This window comes from Pseudomonas sp. S1_E05 (genome assembly GCF_056337105.1).
The window spans coordinates 2,622,536-2,638,124 of sequence record NZ_JBFRHM010000001.1 but is presented as its reverse complement, the minus strand read 5'-3'; the positions used below and the strand labels follow the sequence as shown (position 1 = coordinate 2,638,124).

Annotated in this window: 10 protein-coding genes, 3 tRNA genes and 2 pseudogenes; all 15 read left to right on the top strand. The window is 61.3% G+C overall.

Annotation, left to right across the window (positions count from 1 at the left end):
- Positions 1-17: 17 nt before the first annotated feature.
- The 15 genes and pseudogenes from accD to AB4N33_RS12135 all read left to right on the top strand — a co-directional run bounded on the left by accD (position 18) and on the right by AB4N33_RS12135 (position 15,588).
- A pseudogene (accD, locus tag AB4N33_RS12205) lies at positions 18-937 on the top strand (acetyl-CoA carboxylase, carboxyltransferase subunit beta).
- Positions 934-2,241, top strand: a complete 1,308-nt coding sequence (gene folC / locus AB4N33_RS12200) for a bifunctional tetrahydrofolate synthase/dihydrofolate synthase (RefSeq protein WP_476457432.1) — start codon at positions 934-936, stop codon at positions 2,239-2,241. The pseudogene accD and the gene folC overlap by 4 nt, the downstream one beginning before the upstream one ends.
- Complete coding sequence (locus AB4N33_RS12195) at positions 2,225-2,890, top strand: SPOR domain-containing protein (protein ID WP_460139744.1); 666 nt, start codon at positions 2,225-2,227, stop codon at positions 2,888-2,890. Before folC ends, AB4N33_RS12195 begins: the two co-directional genes overlap by 17 nt.
- Positions 2,891-2,989: 99 nt before the next feature.
- A complete protein-coding gene (locus tag AB4N33_RS12190) occupies positions 2,990-3,550 on the top strand; it encodes a CvpA family protein (RefSeq protein WP_017337640.1) in 561 nt (186 codons plus the stop codon).
- A gap of 41 nt (positions 3,551-3,591) precedes the next feature.
- Positions 3,592-5,096: pseudogene (purF, locus tag AB4N33_RS12185) on the top strand (amidophosphoribosyltransferase).
- A gap of 63 nt (positions 5,097-5,159) precedes the next feature.
- Positions 5,160-6,371 (top strand): O-succinylhomoserine sulfhydrylase, encoded by a 1,212-nt coding sequence (locus AB4N33_RS12180; RefSeq protein WP_460139743.1) that lies wholly within the window; start codon positions 5,160-5,162, stop codon positions 6,369-6,371.
- Between the two features lie 20 nt (positions 6,372-6,391).
- On the top strand, positions 6,392-7,144 hold the full coding sequence (locus tag AB4N33_RS12175) for an SDR family oxidoreductase (RefSeq protein WP_476458814.1): 753 nt from the start codon (positions 6,392-6,394) through the stop codon (positions 7,142-7,144).
- Positions 7,145-7,334: 190 nt separating this feature from the next.
- A tRNA-Val gene (locus AB4N33_RS12170) sits at positions 7,335-7,410 on the top strand.
- A gap of 53 nt (positions 7,411-7,463) precedes the next feature.
- Positions 7,464-7,540 (top strand) — tRNA-Asp (locus AB4N33_RS12165).
- 92 nt (positions 7,541-7,632) lie between these two features.
- A tRNA-Asp gene (locus tag AB4N33_RS12160) sits at positions 7,633-7,709 on the top strand.
- Positions 7,710-7,957: 248 nt separating this feature from the next.
- Entirely contained in the window at positions 7,958-8,461 is a 504-nt protein-coding gene (locus tag AB4N33_RS12155; RefSeq protein WP_476457431.1) for a sigma-70 family RNA polymerase sigma factor, read from the top strand.
- Entirely contained in the window at positions 8,458-9,402 is a 945-nt protein-coding gene (locus AB4N33_RS12150) for a FecR domain-containing protein (RefSeq protein ID WP_476457430.1), read from the top strand. The genes AB4N33_RS12155 and AB4N33_RS12150 overlap by 4 nt, the downstream gene beginning before the upstream one ends.
- A gap of 66 nt (positions 9,403-9,468) precedes the next feature.
- Positions 9,469-11,886, top strand: coding sequence for a TonB-dependent siderophore receptor (locus AB4N33_RS12145; RefSeq protein ID WP_476457429.1), 2,418 nt, complete (start codon positions 9,469-9,471; stop codon positions 11,884-11,886).
- Between the two features lie 338 nt (positions 11,887-12,224).
- Positions 12,225-15,056: a xanthine dehydrogenase family protein molybdopterin-binding subunit gene (locus AB4N33_RS12140; protein ID WP_476457428.1), complete on the top strand. Its 2,832-nt coding sequence runs from the start codon at positions 12,225-12,227 to the stop codon at positions 15,054-15,056.
- Positions 15,049-15,588, top strand: a complete 540-nt coding sequence (locus tag AB4N33_RS12135; RefSeq protein ID WP_476457427.1) for a (2Fe-2S)-binding protein — start codon at positions 15,049-15,051, stop codon at positions 15,586-15,588. Before AB4N33_RS12140 ends, AB4N33_RS12135 begins: the two co-directional genes overlap by 8 nt.
- Position 15,589 lies beyond the last annotated feature (1 nt).

The window sequence follows — 15,589 nt, the reverse complement described above, 5'->3', positions numbered from 1 at the left end:
TACTGGAGAAAGAAAGCATGAGCAACTGGTTAGTAGACAAACTGATCCCTTCGATCATGCGTTCCGAGGTCAAGAAGAGCTCGGTGCCTGAGGGTCTGTGGCACAAATGCCCCTCTTGCGAGGCGGTGCTGTATCGGCCGGAGTTGGAAAAACCCTGGATGTTTGCCCCAAGTGCAACCACCACATGCGTATTGGCGCCCGCGCCCGCATCGACATTTTCCTTGATCCGGAAGGCCGTAACGAGTTGGGTGCGGACCTGGAGCCGGTCGATCGCCTGAAGTTCCGCGACGGCAAGAAGTACAAGGACCGCCTGACTGCGGCGCAGAAGCAGACCGGCGAGAAAGACGCACTGGTCTCCATGAGCGGCACCTTGCTGGGCATGCCAGTCGTGGTTTCGGCGTTCGAGTTCTCCTTCATGGGTGGTTCGATGGGGGCCATTGTCGGCGAGCGCTTTGTTCGCGCCGCCAACTACGCCCTTGAAAACAAATGCCCGATGATCTGCTTCGCCGCCTCCGGTGGTGCGCGGATGCAGGAAGCCCTGATTTCCCTGATGCAAATGGCCAAGACCTCTGCGGTGCTGGCGCGTCTGCGTGAAGAGGGCATCCCGTTCATCTCCGTCTTGACCGACCCGGTCTACGGCGGCGTTTCCGCCAGCCTGGCGATGCTCGGCGACGTGATCGTCGGTGAGCCCAAAGCTCTGATCGGCTTCGCCGGTCCGCGCGTGATCGAGCAAACGGTTCGCGAAAAACTGCCGGAAGGCTTCCAGCGCAGCGAGTTCCTGCTGGAACACGGCGCAATCGACATGATCGTTCACCGTCAGGAGCTGCGTCCACGTCTGGGCAACCTGCTGGCGCAACTGACCGGCAAACCGACGCCGAAATTCGTCGCCGCGCCCGTTGAGCCGATTGTCGTTCCGCCGGTACCTGCCAACCTATGACCCAGCGCACCCTTGGCGAATGGCTCGCCTACCTTGAGCAGTTGCACCCTTCGGCCATCGACATGGGCCTTGAGCGCTCGCAACAGGTAGAGTCCCGCATGGGGCTGGGCAAGCCGGCGCCTCGGGTGATCACGGTGACCGGCACCAACGGCAAGGGTTCTACCTGTGCGTTCGTGGCTTCGTTGCTGCGGGCGCAGGGGTTGAAAGTCGGCGTCTACAATTCTCCGCATCTGCTGCGTTACAACGAGCGGGTGCAGGTCAACGGTGTCGAAGCCAGTGACGCCGAGCTGTGCGAAGCCTTTGCAGCCGTGGAGGCGGGGCGTGGCGACACTTCCCTGACCTATTTCGAAATGGGTACGCTGGCCGCCTTCTGGCTGTTCCAGCGATCCGGCCTCGATGCTGTCGTGCTCGAAGTTGGCCTGGGCGGGCGTCTGGACACGGTCAACGTGGTGGATGCGGACATGGCGCTGGTGACCAGCATCGGCGTGGATCACGCCGATTACCTGGGCAACACCCGCGAATCCGTGGCGTTCGAAAAAGCCGGCATCTTCCGCCAGGGCGCGCCTGCGCTCTGCGGCGACCTGAATCCTCCTCAACCTTTGCTGGATAAAGCGCGCGAGCTGGCTTGCCCGTTTTTCCTGCGAGGGCGTGATTTTGACCTCGGTGTGACCGATAACGGCTGGCAATGGCGCGGCGTTGACGCTCGGGGGCAGGTGGTCGAGCTGCATGACCTGCCGCTGCTCGACTTGCCGATGGAAAATGCCGCGCTGGCGTTGCAGGCCTATCAGCTGCTCGGCTTGCCATGGGAGCGGGGGCAGATTGTCGATGCCCTGAGCGCTACGCGGGTGGTCGGTCGCCTGGATCGCCGCTCGTTCAATTGGCAAGGCAGGCGCCTGAACCTGCTGCTGGATGTGGGACATAACCCGCATGCCGCCGAGTATCTGGCCAGGCGGCTGGCAAGTCGGCCACCGCTCGGCAAGCGCCTGGCGGTGTTCGGGTTGCTGGCGGACAAGGATCTGGATGGTGTTATTGGCGAGTTGGGTGCTAGTGTCCAGCATTGGGCCGTCGCGCCGCTGGATTCGACCCGGACGCGGCCGGTTGCCGATTTGCACGAGGCCTTGCTCGCGCGGGGTGCCTCGGTGACATCCTTCGACAGCGTGTCGGCGGCGCTGGAAGGCCAATGTGCACTGGCAACGAGCGACGATGAGATTTTGTTGTTCGGATCATTTTATTGTGTCGCCGAGGCCCTTGAGTGGCTGACTCGGCGCTCCACGGAGGAAGCGGCAAATGGCATTGCTGGATAAGGCCTACAAACAGCGCATGGTTGGCGCTTTGGTGCTGGTGGCCCTGGCGGTGATTTTCCTGCCAATGCTGTTTTCTCGGCAGGATGAACAGCGCCAGGTGACGGTCGAAGCCCCGGCTGCGCCGCAGGCGCCTTCAGTGCCACCGGTGCAGGTTGAGCCCGTCGTGGTGCCGGAGCCGCAAGCCTTGCCGCAAGAGCCGGTGCCAGGTGATGACGAAATCGCCCAGACCGAAGAATCCTCGACGCCGGTGGCGCCGACTGCACCGGTCTCGCCTGCACCCGCCGCAAAGCCCGTCGCGCCTGCTGCGCCTGCGCCCGTGCCGGTCAACAAGCCAACCACAGCGCCGAGCCAGCCGATTGGTGCCGTACCCAAGCCCGACACCACGCAAAGCCGTGTTGATGCCAATGGCCTGTCGGTGAGCTGGTCGGTACAACTGGCCAGCCTGTCGAACCGTGCCAGCGCGGAAAATCTGCAAAAGACCCTGCGCAGCCAGGGCTACAACGCCTATATCCGCTCCTCTGATGGCAAAAATCGCGTGTTTGTCGGACCGCTGATCGAGCGTGCCGAAGCCGATCGTCTGCGTGACTTGTTGAATCGCCAGCAGAACCTCAAGGGTTTTGTTGTGCGCTTCCAGCCTGAACGCGGGTAAAAACTATCAGCCCGATTTGAAATGCACTGACAATCGCAGCTTACCGACACGCATGGGCTCTGCTAAAATGCGCCGCCTTATCCGTCTGTAGGCTGCACTGTGCCATTTACCTGGGTTGACTGGGCGATCGTTGCAATCATCGCCATCTCCGCTTTGATCAGTTTGAGCCGCGGCTTCGTCAAGGAAGCATTATCGCTGGTGACCTGGATCATCGCAGGGGTCGTCGCCTGGATGTTCGGTGGTGCATTGTCCGAGTACCTCGCCGGATACATCGAAACGCCATCGGCTCGCGTGATCGCGGGCTGCGCAATCATGTTTGTCGCCACGCTGATCGTAGGCGCAATGATCAATTATCTTATCGGCGAATTGGTTCGCGTCACCGGCCTGTCCGGGACCGATCGATTTCTCGGCATGGCCTTCGGCGCCGCGCGTGGCGTGTTGCTGGTGGTCGTGGCGGTCGGGCTGTTGAGCCTGGGGCCGGTACAGCAGGACGGGTGGTGGCAGCAGTCCCAGCTCGTGCCAAAATTTCTATTGGTTGCAGACTGGTCCAAAAACCTGATTCTCGGGTGGAGCAGTCAGTGGCTTGCCAGCGGTATCAGCGTACCCGCTGAAATACCGTTCAAGGAGCACCTCTTGCCGACGGCCAAAACGCCCCAGTGAGTTGTGTTCAATCCAGTTCCATAAAGTAGGGGTTGCTTCGCATGTGTGGCATCGTCGGTATCGTCGGTAAGTCGAACGTCAATCAGGCGCTGTATGACGCGCTAACCGTGCTCCAGCACCGCGGCCAGGACGCTGCCGGTATCGTGACCAGCCATGACGGCCGGTTATTCCTGCGCAAGGACAACGGCCTGGTGCGTGACGTGTTCCAGCAGCGTCACATGCAGCGCCTGGTGGGCCACATGGGTATTGGCCATGTGCGTTACCCCACCGCGGGCAGCTCGACGTCGGCCGAAGCCCAGCCGTTCTACGTCAACTCGCCTTACGGGATCACCCTGGCGCACAACGGTAACCTGACCAACGTTGAACAGTTGGCCAAGGAGATCTACGAATCGGACCTGCGCCACGTCAACACCAGTTCCGACTCGGAAGTGCTGCTTAACGTGTTCGCCCACGAACTGGCCCAGCGCGGCAAGTTGCAGCCGACCGAAGAAGACGTGTTCGCCGCCGTGACCGACGTGCACAACCGTTGCGTGGGTGGTTATGCCGTTGTGGCGATGATCACCGGCTACGGTATTGTCGGTTTCCGTGACCCGCACGGCATCCGCCCGATCGTGTTCGGCCAGCGTCACACCGACGAAGGCGTCGAGTACATGATCGCTTCCGAAAGCGTGTCCCTGGACGTGCTCGGTTTCACCCTGATTCGCGACCTGGCCCCGGGCGAAGCGGTTTACATCACTGAAGATGGCAAGCTGCACACCCGTCAGTGCGCGACCAACCCATCCCTGACTCCGTGCATCTTCGAACACGTCTACCTGGCGCGTCCGGACTCGATCATCGACGGCGTGTCGGTGTACAAGGCCCGTCTGCGCATGGGTGAGAAGCTCGCCGAGAAAATCCTGCGCGAGCGTCCTGAGCACGACATCGATGTCGTCATCCCGATCCCGGACACCAGCCGCACCGCGGCGCTGGAGCTGGCGAACCACTTGGGTGTGAAGTTCCGCGAAGGTTTCGTGAAGAACCGCTACATCGGTCGCACGTTCATCATGCCTGGCCAGGCTGCGCGGAAAAATCCGTACGCCAGAAGCTCAACGCCATCGAGCTGGAATTCCGCGGCAAGAACGTAATGCTGGTGGACGACTCCATCGTTCGCGGCACCACCTGCAAGCAGATCATCCAGATGGCCCGTGAAGCCGGCGCGAAAAACGTCTACTTCTGCTCCGCGGCCCCGGCTGTGCGCTTCCCTAATGTGTACGGCATCGACATGCCGAGCGCCCACGAGCTGATCGCCCATAATCGTTCGACTCAGGACGTGGCCGACCTGATCGGTGCCGACTGGCTGATCTATCAGGACTTGCCTGACTTGATCGAAGCGGTCGGTGGCGGCAAGATCAAGATCGACAAGTTCGATTGCGCGGTGTTTGATGGCCAGTACGTCACAGGCGATGTGGACGAGGCTTACCTGGACAAGATCGAGCAGGCACGTAACGATGCCTCCAAGGTCAAGACCCAGGCGGTCAGCGCGATCATCGACCTGTACAACAACTGAGTTTCAACCGGCCCTGAGGGGCCGGTTTTGTATCTACTGAAGAGCAAGGCAAGGAGTGACAGCATGAGTCAGGATTGGGATGCCGGTCGGTTGGACAGCGACCTCGAAGGCGTAGCGTTCGATACCCTGGCGGTACGTGCCGGTCAGCACCGCACGCCGGAAGGCGAACACGGTGATCCGATGTTTTTCACTTCCAGCTATGTATTTCGTACGGCCGCCGACGCGGCCGCACGCTTTGCCGGGGAAGTGCCGGGCAACGTCTACTCGCGTTACACCAACCCGACCGTGCGTGCGTTCGAAGAGCGCATTGCCGCCCTGGAAAGCGCCGAGCAGGCCGTGGCGACTTCTACCGGCATGGCCGCGATCATGGCGGTGGTGATGAGTCTGTGCAGCGCGGGCGACCATGTACTGGTATCGCGCAGCGTGTTCGGCTCGACCATCAGCCTGTTCGAGAAATACTTCAAGCGTTTTGGCATCGAGGTTGATTACGTGCCCTTGGCGGACCTGTCCGGTTGGGACGCGGCGATCAAGGCCAACACCCGGTTGCTGTTCGTCGAGTCGCCGTCCAATCCGCTGGCCGAACTGGTGGATATTGCCGAGCTGGCGAAAGTCGCCCACGCCAAAGGCGCGATGCTGGTGGTCGACAACTGCTTCTGCACGCCGGCCTTGCAGCAACCGCTGAAGCTCGGTGCAGACATCGTCGTGCACTCGGCGACCAAGTTCATCGATGGCCAGGGCCGTTGCATGGGCGGCGTCGTGGCCGGTCGCAGCGAACAGATGAAGGAAGTGGTGGGTTTCCTGCGTACCGCCGGTCCTTCGTTGAGCCCGTTCAACGCCTGGATTTTCCTCAAGGGCCTGGAGACCTTGGGCCTGCGCATGAAGGCGCATTGTGCCAATGCCCAGGCGCTGGCCGAATGGCTGGAGCAGCAGGACGGCATTGAGAAGGTTCATTACGCGGGCCTCAAAAGCCACCCGCAACACGAACTGGCCCGGCGTCAGCAGAAGGGGTTCGGCGCCGTGGTGAGTTTCGAGGTCAAGGGCGGTAAAGAGGGCGCATGGCGGTTTATCGATGCGACCCGTTTGATTTCCATCACCGCCAACCTTGGCGACAGCAAGACCACCATCACCCACCCGAGCACCACCTCCCATGGTCGCCTGGCGCCTCAGGAGCGTGAGGCGGCGGGTATTCGTGACAGCCTGATCCGCGTGGCGGTGGGGCTGGAAGACGTGGCTGACCTGCAAGCCGACCTGGCTCGTGGGTTGGCTGCCTTGTGATCGAGTTGCCTTCGTTGACCATGGCATCCATGGGGCGCGTAGCACTGGTGACCGGTGCTGCGCGGGGGATTGGCCTGGGAATCGCCGCCTGGTTGATCAGTGAGGGCTGGCAGGTAGTGCTGACGGACCTGGACCGCGATCGCGGGACGAAAGTGGCGAAGGTGCTCGGCGAAAACGCCTGCTTCATCGCCATGGACGTCGCGAACGAATCTCAGGTGGCTTTGGGTGTGGCCGAAGTGTTGGGGCAGTTCGGACGCCTGGATGCGCTGGTGTGCAATGCGGCGGTGGCCGATCCGCACAACATTACGCTGGAAAGTCTCGATCTGGCGCATTGGAATCGAGTGCTTGCGGTGAACTTGAGCGGGCCGATGCTGCTGGCCAAGCACTGTGCGCCCTACCTGCGTGCCCACGGTGGTGCGATCGTCAACCTGGCCTCGACCCGTGCACGGCAGTCGGAGCCTGACACCGAAGCCTATGCGGCCAGCAAGGGCGGCCTGCTCGCGCTGACGCATGCGCTGGCGATCAGCCTGGGGCCGGAGATTCGCGTCAATGCCGTCAGCCCTGGCTGGATCGATACCCGTGACGCTGCGGTGCGCCGGGCTGAACCGCTGACGGATGCCGACCATGCGCAGCATCCGGCGGGCAGGGTGGGGACAGTGGAAGACGTGGCGGCGATGGTGGCCTGGCTGCTGTCCAGAAATGCCGGTTTCGTCACGGGCCAGGAGTTTGTGGTGGATGGCGGGATGAGCAAGAAGATGGTCTATGAGCAATGAGGGGCAGCTTCAAGCTTCAAGCTTCAAGCTGCAAGTTCAAGCACGATCGACATCGCCAACTTCACCTCGCACTGGCTTTTGCTTGCAGCTTGTAGCTTGGCGCTTTTAGCTGTTTTTGAAAAAAACTCCAATCCTGCTATTGACTTAGGTTCGCCACCTGCGTAAATTTCGCGGCCTCGGAGATGCAAACGGGTGATTAGCTCAGCTGGGAGAGCGTCTGCCTTACAAGCAGAATGTCGGCGGTTCGATCCCGTCATCACCCACCACTCCCGAGAGTCTTGCGAAAGCAAGATGGAAGCTGAAAAGCCTCCACCGACGCGCAGCGGTAGTTCAGTCGGTTAGAATACCGGCCTGTCACGCCGGGGGTCGCGGGTTCGAGTCCCGTCCGCTGCGCCATATTTTACGAATCGGATTTTTCCGGTTCGCGGTTGAAAAGCACCGAAGCTTTCAATCAAACGAGTTTGATGGACGCAAGTCCACAGCGATACGCAGCGGTAGTTCAGTCGGTTAGAATACCGGCCTGTCACGCCGGGGGTCGCGGGTTCGAGTCCCGTCCGCTGCGCCATATCTGCTTCAAGGACCACTGAACGCCTTGATGCTACGAAGGCCGCTGATTCATCAGCGTTTACTTCGGACCGATAGCAAAGACCCTGGTCGAAAGACCGGGGTTTTTTGTGTCTGAAATTCGACTTTTATGCCCCTTTTTCCTTCTCCGTGCGATTTTATGCGTATCCGCTGCATAAAGGGCTTGGTACGGCGCACTGACATTAATTAGAATCACTCTCATTTGCGAAACCCCCGGGGCTTCTTGAGATGAGTGATGTGCTGCAGGAGCAAACCCTTCACGACCTGTACCGCGATCATCGCGGCTGGCTGGAAAGCTGGCTGAGCAGGCGCCTGGGTAACGGTTGTGATGCGGCCGACCTGAGCCAGGATACCTTCCTGCGCGTGCTCGCCAGCTCGCAGCGCATCGCCGACCTGCAGGAGCCCAGGGCCTATCTGCTGACCGTGGGCAAACGCCTGCTGAGCAATTTCTACCAGCGTCGCAGCCTCGAGCAGGCCTATTTGGCCGCACTGGCATCGCTCCCTGAAGAGTGCGCACCATCCCCCGAGCAGCGCTGGCTGCTGCTGGAAACCTTGCAAGCGCTGGATGAATTGCTTGATGGCTTGCCGAGGGCGGTGCGCCGGGCATTTCTGTGGAGCCAGCTCGAAGGCTTGAGCTATCAGCAGATCGCCGAGCGTTTGCAGGTGTCCGAGCGCACCATCAAGCGCTACATGGCGCAAGCCTATGAACATTGCCTGCTGGTGGACCTGTGAACAGCCAGGCGGTGGATCCGCGTCAGGCCGTGCGAGCTGCCGCACAATGGCTCGCGTTGTTGGAATCGGGCGGGGCCAATGAGCAGGACCGGGCGAACCTGCAGCGCTGGCGCGATGCTCATTCCACTCACGAGCACGCCTGGCAGAAGGCTCAAGCGTTGCGCCAGCGTTTCGCCGACTTGCCGCCCGCGCTGGCGATGAGCAGCCTGGATCGTCCTGACCCCGGACGACGTGTGGTGCTCAAGCGCGCGCTGGGTGCAGTGGCCTTGGTGCCGGCGGCCTGGCTGATCAGTCGGCAACTGCCGCTGGACGTCTGGCGTGCCGACCTGCACACCGCCACCGGTGAGCGCAGGAAAGTGCAATTGGCCGATGGCAGTTCCCTGCAACTCAATACCGCCAGCGCCGTCGACGTGGATGTGCAGGCGCGCCGGGTGAAATTGATCGAAAGTGAGATGTCGCTGAAGGTGCCGGGTTCGGCGCCAATGACGATCCAGACTCGATTTGGCAGCGTGATCGTCAGTCAGGGCGAGGTCTGTGTGCGTCAGGACGTGCGCGGATGCAGGGTCTCGGTATTCGACGGTTCTGTGCAGTTGCAGCCTTTGCAAGGGCCGCTGCTGGCCTTGCGCGCCGGTCAACAGGTCAGCCTGCAAGCGGCGGGCGCCGGAGCGATTGCGCCATTCGACGCGCTGGCGCCGGGCTGGCGCGAAGGCGTGCTACTGGCGAACAACCAGCCGCTGGGGGATTTCCTTCGCGAACTCGGCCTGTATCGGCCCGGCATCCTGCGTTGGGAGCCGGAGCTGGAAAAGCTGCGGGTGACCGGCAGTTTCCTGTTGGACGATACCGATCGTGTCCTCGCGTTGCTCGCCGCCAGCCTGCCGTTGGAGGTGCATTCGCGTACCCGTTATTGGGTCACCTTGCTGCCGCGTAAAAATAGTGTGTAAAGCCTGTCCCCTTTTGCAGGCTCGCTGGTCATTCAAGGCATGTGAATGATCAAGAGAGCAATTGCGATGCCTGCAACCTGTTATCCGCGCCCGGTTTCTCCCCGTCTGCGTCCGTTGTTGCACCTGAGCCTGATGCTGGGCTTGAGTGCCAGTCCATTGTTTGTTGCTCCAAGCTGGGCTGAAGACGGCGCCCGCCGTCAATATCAGGTGCCGGCCGGGAGCCTGGGCAATGCGCTGACCCGTTTCGCCGGCTTGGCGGGCGTCAACCTTTCGGTAGACCCGGCGCTGGTGAGTGGTCGCAACAGCACCGGCCTTTCGGGTGAATACGCTGTAGAGGAGGGCTTCGCCCGGCTGTTGCAGGGTTCCGGCCTGCAACTGCAACCGGTGGGTGAGCAAGCCTACATTCTCACGCCCGCACCCGACGGCAGCAGCCTGCAACTGGCGCCGACCTCGATTCTCGGGGCCGCGGATGGCGCGCAGGGCGAGGTGTTCGCCGGTGGCCAGGTCGCGCGTCGCGGGTCGCAAGGTTTGCTGGGCTCCAGGGACTTCATGGAAACGCCCTTCAGCATGACCACTTACACCAGTGAGGTGGTCAAGAATACCCAGGCGCGGACCTTGGGTGACCTGATTTCCACTGATCCTTCAGTGCGCGCCACCAACCCGGCGGGCGGGCGTTACGAGCAGTTCACCATTCGCGGCTTCAGCCTGTTCAACAGCGATGTTGCCTACAACGGGCTTTATGGCGTGCTGCCGACCTATTCGATCGACATGGAGATGGCGGATCGCGTCGACATCATCAAAGGCCCGAGCCAGCTTATCAATGGTATCTCGCCGCGCGGTGCTGTGGGGGGAGGGATCAACGTCGAGCCCAAGCGTGCGACTGACAAACCCATCACGTCATTCACCGGCAACTATGCGTCCGACAGCCAGGTCGGTGGTGCTGTGGATATCGGCCGGCGCTTCGGCGAGGACAACAAGTTCGGCCTGCGTTTCAACGGCGTGAAGCAATCGGGCGACACCGAATGGGACAACCAGAATGTCGATCGCGAAATGGCCGTGCTGGGCCTGGATTTTCGCGGTGAGCGCCTGCGACTGGCGACCGACATCGGGCGTACCGAGCGTGATACCGATGCACCGCAGGAGCGGGTGCAGATCGGGGCCAATGCGCAGGTCCCGAGTGCCAACGATGTGCGCCACAACTATGCGCAGCCCTGGAGCAAGGCCAGCACCAATGACACCTTTGGTACGGTGACCGGCGAATTCGATGTCAGCGATTCCGTGATGCTCTATGGCGCTGTCGGGGCACGCGAGAGTCACCATGATTTCCTCCGGCATGCGGTTTCGGTGACCAACAACCGGGGCGATTTTGCCGTTCAGCCGCGTGACTTCACCCGTGACGAAAATGTCCGCACTGCCACCGCCGGAGTGCGTAACTGGTTCCACACCGGTTCCGTGAGCCATGAGGTCAACCTGGCAGCCAGCTATTTCTATATGGACTTCGAAAACGGCGGTGCTCGCTATGCCTCGGGCAACAGCAATCTCTATAACCCGGTGGTGACGTCGACGCCTGTGCGGCCGACGCGGCTCGATTCGAAGGTCTACACCGAGAACCGCTTCAGCGGCGTGGCGTTGTCCGACACGCTGGGCTTTTTCGATGATCGTTTGTTGCTGACCCTGGGGGCCCGGTGGCAGCGGGTGAAAGTTGACGACTGGTCTGACGATGTCAAAGGTGACACCGCCTATGACGAGGAAAAGGTTTCACCGTCAGGCGGGATTCTGTTCAAGGCCACCGACAAGCTGTCCTTGTACGCCAACTACATGGAAGGCCTGAGTCAGGGCAAGATCGCACCGTCGACTTCGATCAACGAAGACGAGATTTTCCCGCCATTTGTCAGCCGGCAGGTCGAGGTCGGCGCCAAATACGATGCCGGCCCGTTTGCGGTCACCGCTGCGGTATTCCGCATCAAGCAACCGGCCTACGAGACCAATGCCACCACTCGGGTCTTCGGGCCCAACGGCAAGCGCCAGAACGATGGTGTGGAGTTGAGTGTGTTCGGTGAGCCGCTCAAGGGATTCCGCCTGCTCGGCGGGGTGATGTACATCGACAGCGAGTTGACCCACACCACCAACGGCACCTTCGACGGTAACCGTGCGCCGGCCACGCCCAAATACAACGTCAATCTGGGGGCCGAATGGGATGTACCCAACCTCGAGGGCCTGACGCTGACCAGCCGTGGCATCTATTCCAGCTCGCAGTACCTGGACCAGTCCAACGTCAAGGAAATCGATTCCTGGGAGCGGTTCGACGTCGGCGCGCGGTATGCCTTCAAGGTTGAAGACAAGCACATCACCCTGCGGGCCAACATCGAGAACGTGGCGGACAAACGGTATTGGAGTTCGGCAGGGGCTTCGGATGACAGCGAGCCGGGGTTGACCTTGTCTACGCCTCGGACTTATTTGCTGTCGGCGACCGTAGATTTCTGATGGATTTGTATCGTTAGAGCTGACGTTATCGCGGACAAGTCCGCTCCTACAGGGGGCGTAGTCGATCACAAAATGTGTGGATGACACAAAACCCTGTAGGAGCGGACTTAAATTCCCCACCGTCCTCAAAACACTCCCCCTCAGCAAATTTCTGATTCTTTGGTCAGATTTTTCGTATCAAGCTGTTTTCTAAAAGTGCATAAGCCTATAAAGTTAACCTTTCGGTCAGCTTTGCACTGTCTATCGACCCTCTGCTTCGTCAGGAGGGCGCCTGCACGACCCGAGATTCCCAGAACATAACCAAAAGGGCGGATCCACAACCGCCCAGAGGATGATCCATGTCCAACCGTGATATTTCCCGGCGCTCGTTCCTTCAGGGCGGGCTGGTGGCGGGCGTGAGCGTCACGCTTACGCCTCTCAGCAGTAAGGCACTGGCGGCCCTGATGGAAAACAGCGTGACCGTGCCGTCCGAGCAATGGCTCGGCAGCAACGGCAAGGCGCGCGCCCGAAATGATGCCTTGTCCAAGGTCTGCGGCAGTAAAGTGTTTGCCCGTGATATCCGCGCCAAGGACATGCCGGGCTGGCCGCAGCAGCAAGGCCACGCCATGCTTCTGAAAACCATCAAGGCCGATCGCATCTACGACGGTTACGACCTGTCGTGGCTCGGCACCGAGTTGCAGCCTGACCGTATTGTCACTGCCGACGACCTCGCCAAGGACGGCATCGTCTTTCCGGAAGAGCACGCGCCTGATCCACTGCTGCCGACGGGCAAGGTGCCGATGTTCATCGGTCACCCGGTGGCGATCCTGATCTGGAACGATTTCGAACGTTTCCGCCAGGCCAAGGCCAAGCTCAAGTTCAACGACAAGGCCATCCGTTACGGCGCCCAGGTGCCGTTCTACGAAGGCGATCCGTACGGCAGCTTCCGTTACGTGCGTGTGGGCGGTGCAACGTCAGCGGACGAAGACGAATTCGCCAGCCTCAAGGATTCGATCCTGTTCCCGATGCTGCGCAATCGCCGCCCGGTGTGGAATTCCCAACCGAACCTGCATGGCGACCTGACCGAGCGCGGACTGTTTTACGCCGAACGCATGAAGCAGCAGATCGACACGCCACCGGACAACTGGCTGGTGTTCGACGAGCGCTACAAGACCCCATCGATCGAACCTGCCGCGATGGAGCCGGACAACGGCAACGGTTGGTACGACCCGGCCACCAAGACCCTGCATTTTGTGGTCGCCACCCAATGCCCGCTGGAAACCGCCACCGAGACCGCGAAAATGATCGCGCCGTCGCGTTTCGGCCTGGCCAACCTGAACATGCACCCTGGCTACACGGTCGGCTACGGCTCCAAGGACCACAACATTTTCGTCTACTACGCGGCCCTCGCCGCGCTGTATGGCGCGGGTGTGCCGGTGCGCCTGGCCAACGATCGCTACGAGCAGTTCCAGAGCGGCATCAAGCGCCACCCGTTCGACATCCGCTATCAGTTGGCGGTGGACAAGACCGATCACAGCTTCAAGATTTTCCGCGCCGAGATGAGCGTCGACGGCGGTGGCCGGGTCAACTACAGCCCATCGGTGGCGGCGGTTGGCGCCACCGCAGCGCAGTCGATCTACTACATGCCGCAGAACGACCTGCAGGTCACTGCCTACCATTCCCGCGCCGTCGAGGCCGGGTCGATGCGTGGCTATGGCACGCTGCAAAGCATGGCGTCCACCGAAATGATGGTTGACGAAATTGCCGGCCGTCTCGGCATTGACGCCATTGAACTGCGCCGCAAGAACGCTTTGCGCTCGGGCATGAAGAACACCCAGGGCGCGGTTCCTGCGGGGGCCTTGCGCTTGCACGAAATCCTCGACAAGGCTGCCGCCCACGAGGTCTGGAAAAACCGCGACGCGATCAAGCAACAGCGCGAAGCCGCCGACCCGGATAACTGGTACGGCGTCGGTTTTGCGATCTGCCAGAAAGACTTCGGCACAGGTTCCGAAGCGCCGATGGCCAGTATCGAGTTCACCGCTGAGGGACGCATCAGCCTGCGCCACATCGGCATCGAGATCGGTACCGGCATGTCCACTTCACAAGCCATGGTGGTCGCCGACTTCCTCGGTAACCCGGCGCACGAAGTGAAGACCGGCGAAACCGAGTGGAAGGAGATGCAACTGGTCACCGGCGGCAACCCTTACATCATGAGCCAGGCCGAGCAGGACAGTCTGCTGCGCAATCCACGCTGGGTCGGCAAGCTCGCCTCGGCCTCATCGGCGACCAACTCCGCCTACTACTTCAGTCACGCCACCCGTGAAGCGGCGCGTGTGCTGTTCAACCACGGCTTGTGGCCGGCTGCGCTGGAAATCTGGCGACAAGGTCCTTACGGCGGCCAGGCCAACCCGTATGTCGTGCGTCGCGAGGACGCCCATTGGGTCGACGGCAAACTCACCGCCAACGGTATGGAACCGCTGCCGTTCGAGGTACTGGCCAAACGTGCCCACGAGCGCGGACTGGTGACGGGCGCCACGGTGCACGGTTTCAACCGCTGGAGTTGGGCCGAGGCGGAGTTCAGCATTGACGGCGTTCGCGAGCGCCTGCCGCTCGACGGTATGGCGGTCAAGTACGGCGACGGCGCGCCGGCAGCGAAGAAGGCGCAGATGAATAGCGCCGGTTTCCACTTGCTCGACCGCCAGAACGTGCACTACCCGGACACGCAACTGAACAACGCGGCGGTGACTTACTACAGCCCGGTTGCCACGCTGGTGGAGTTGAAAGTGAACAAGGGGTCAGCCGAAGTCCAGGTGCTAAACCACCATTCGTGGGTCGAGTGTGGTCGTGTGCTGGTGCCGGAGCTGGTCAAGGGGCAGATCGAAGGCGGTACGGCCATGGGCATCGGCCATGCGCTGATGGAAGAGATGCCGTTGTACGAAGGCGGGCCGGGGGAGGGGGACTGGAACTTCAACCGCTACCGTCTGCCGATGGCACGCCACGTCGCGGTATGGAAGCAGACGGCGGAGATCCTGCCACCGCTGTCGCCAAGCGATCCGTCCAAGGGTATCGCCGAGGTCGTCATGATCCCGGTGGTCGGTGCCATCGGTAACGCCGTTGCCCACGCCATCGGCAAGCGGGTTCGCGACCTGCCTATCACTTCTGCACGCATCAAGGAGGCCCTCAATGGCTAACCGTCCGCTTCAACTGACCCTCAACGGTCAATCCGTCGGCCCGGTGGACATCCCTGATGACCTGCCGATGATCGATTACCTGCACGAATACAAGAACCTCACCGGCTCGCGCCTGGGCTGTGGCCAGGGCATCTGCCACGCCTGCGTGGTGATCGTCGACAACCCCGACGGCACCAGCGAGGAAGTGCGCACCTGCATCACCGGCGCGCATTATTTCGAAGGCAAGAAGGTGCGGACCATCGAAGGCCACGCCAGCCGCGACGAGCAGGGCAAGGTCACCGAGCTGAACCCTGTCCAGCAGCGTTTCGTGGACGAATTCGCCTTCCAGTGCAGTTATTGCGCTCCCGGTTTCGTCAACGCGGCGACAGTGCTGGTGGAGAAGCTGCAGCGCCAGCCAACGGTCAAGAGCCAACTGGAGAAAGTCATCGAGGACAGCCTCGGTCATCACATCTGCCGTTGCACCGGGTACGTGCGTTACTACAACGCGACGCGCAACGTTTTAACCGATCTCGGTCTGGTCAAGGAGGGTTAAG

Coding starts and splice junctions, on each gene's coding strand:
- AB4N33_RS12180 (WP_460139743.1), top strand. CDS start 5,160: ATGAGTCAGGATTGGGATGCCGGTCGGTTGGACAGCGACCTCGAAGGC.
- AB4N33_RS12175 (WP_476458814.1), top strand. CDS start 6,392: ATGGCATCCATGGGGCGCGTAGCACTGGTGACCGGTGCTGCGCGGGGG.
- AB4N33_RS12140 (WP_476457428.1), top strand. CDS start 12,225: ATGTCCAACCGTGATATTTCCCGGCGCTCGTTCCTTCAGGGCGGGCTG.
- AB4N33_RS12135 (WP_476457427.1), top strand. CDS start 15,049: ATGGCTAACCGTCCGCTTCAACTGACCCTCAACGGTCAATCCGTCGGC.
- AB4N33_RS12155 (WP_476457431.1), top strand. CDS start 7,958: ATGAGTGATGTGCTGCAGGAGCAAACCCTTCACGACCTGTACCGCGAT.
- AB4N33_RS12195 (WP_460139744.1), top strand. CDS start 2,225: ATGGCATTGCTGGATAAGGCCTACAAACAGCGCATGGTTGGCGCTTTG.
- folC (WP_476457432.1), top strand. CDS start 934: ATGACCCAGCGCACCCTTGGCGAATGGCTCGCCTACCTTGAGCAGTTG.
- AB4N33_RS12145 (WP_476457429.1), top strand. CDS start 9,469: ATGCCTGCAACCTGTTATCCGCGCCCGGTTTCTCCCCGTCTGCGTCCG.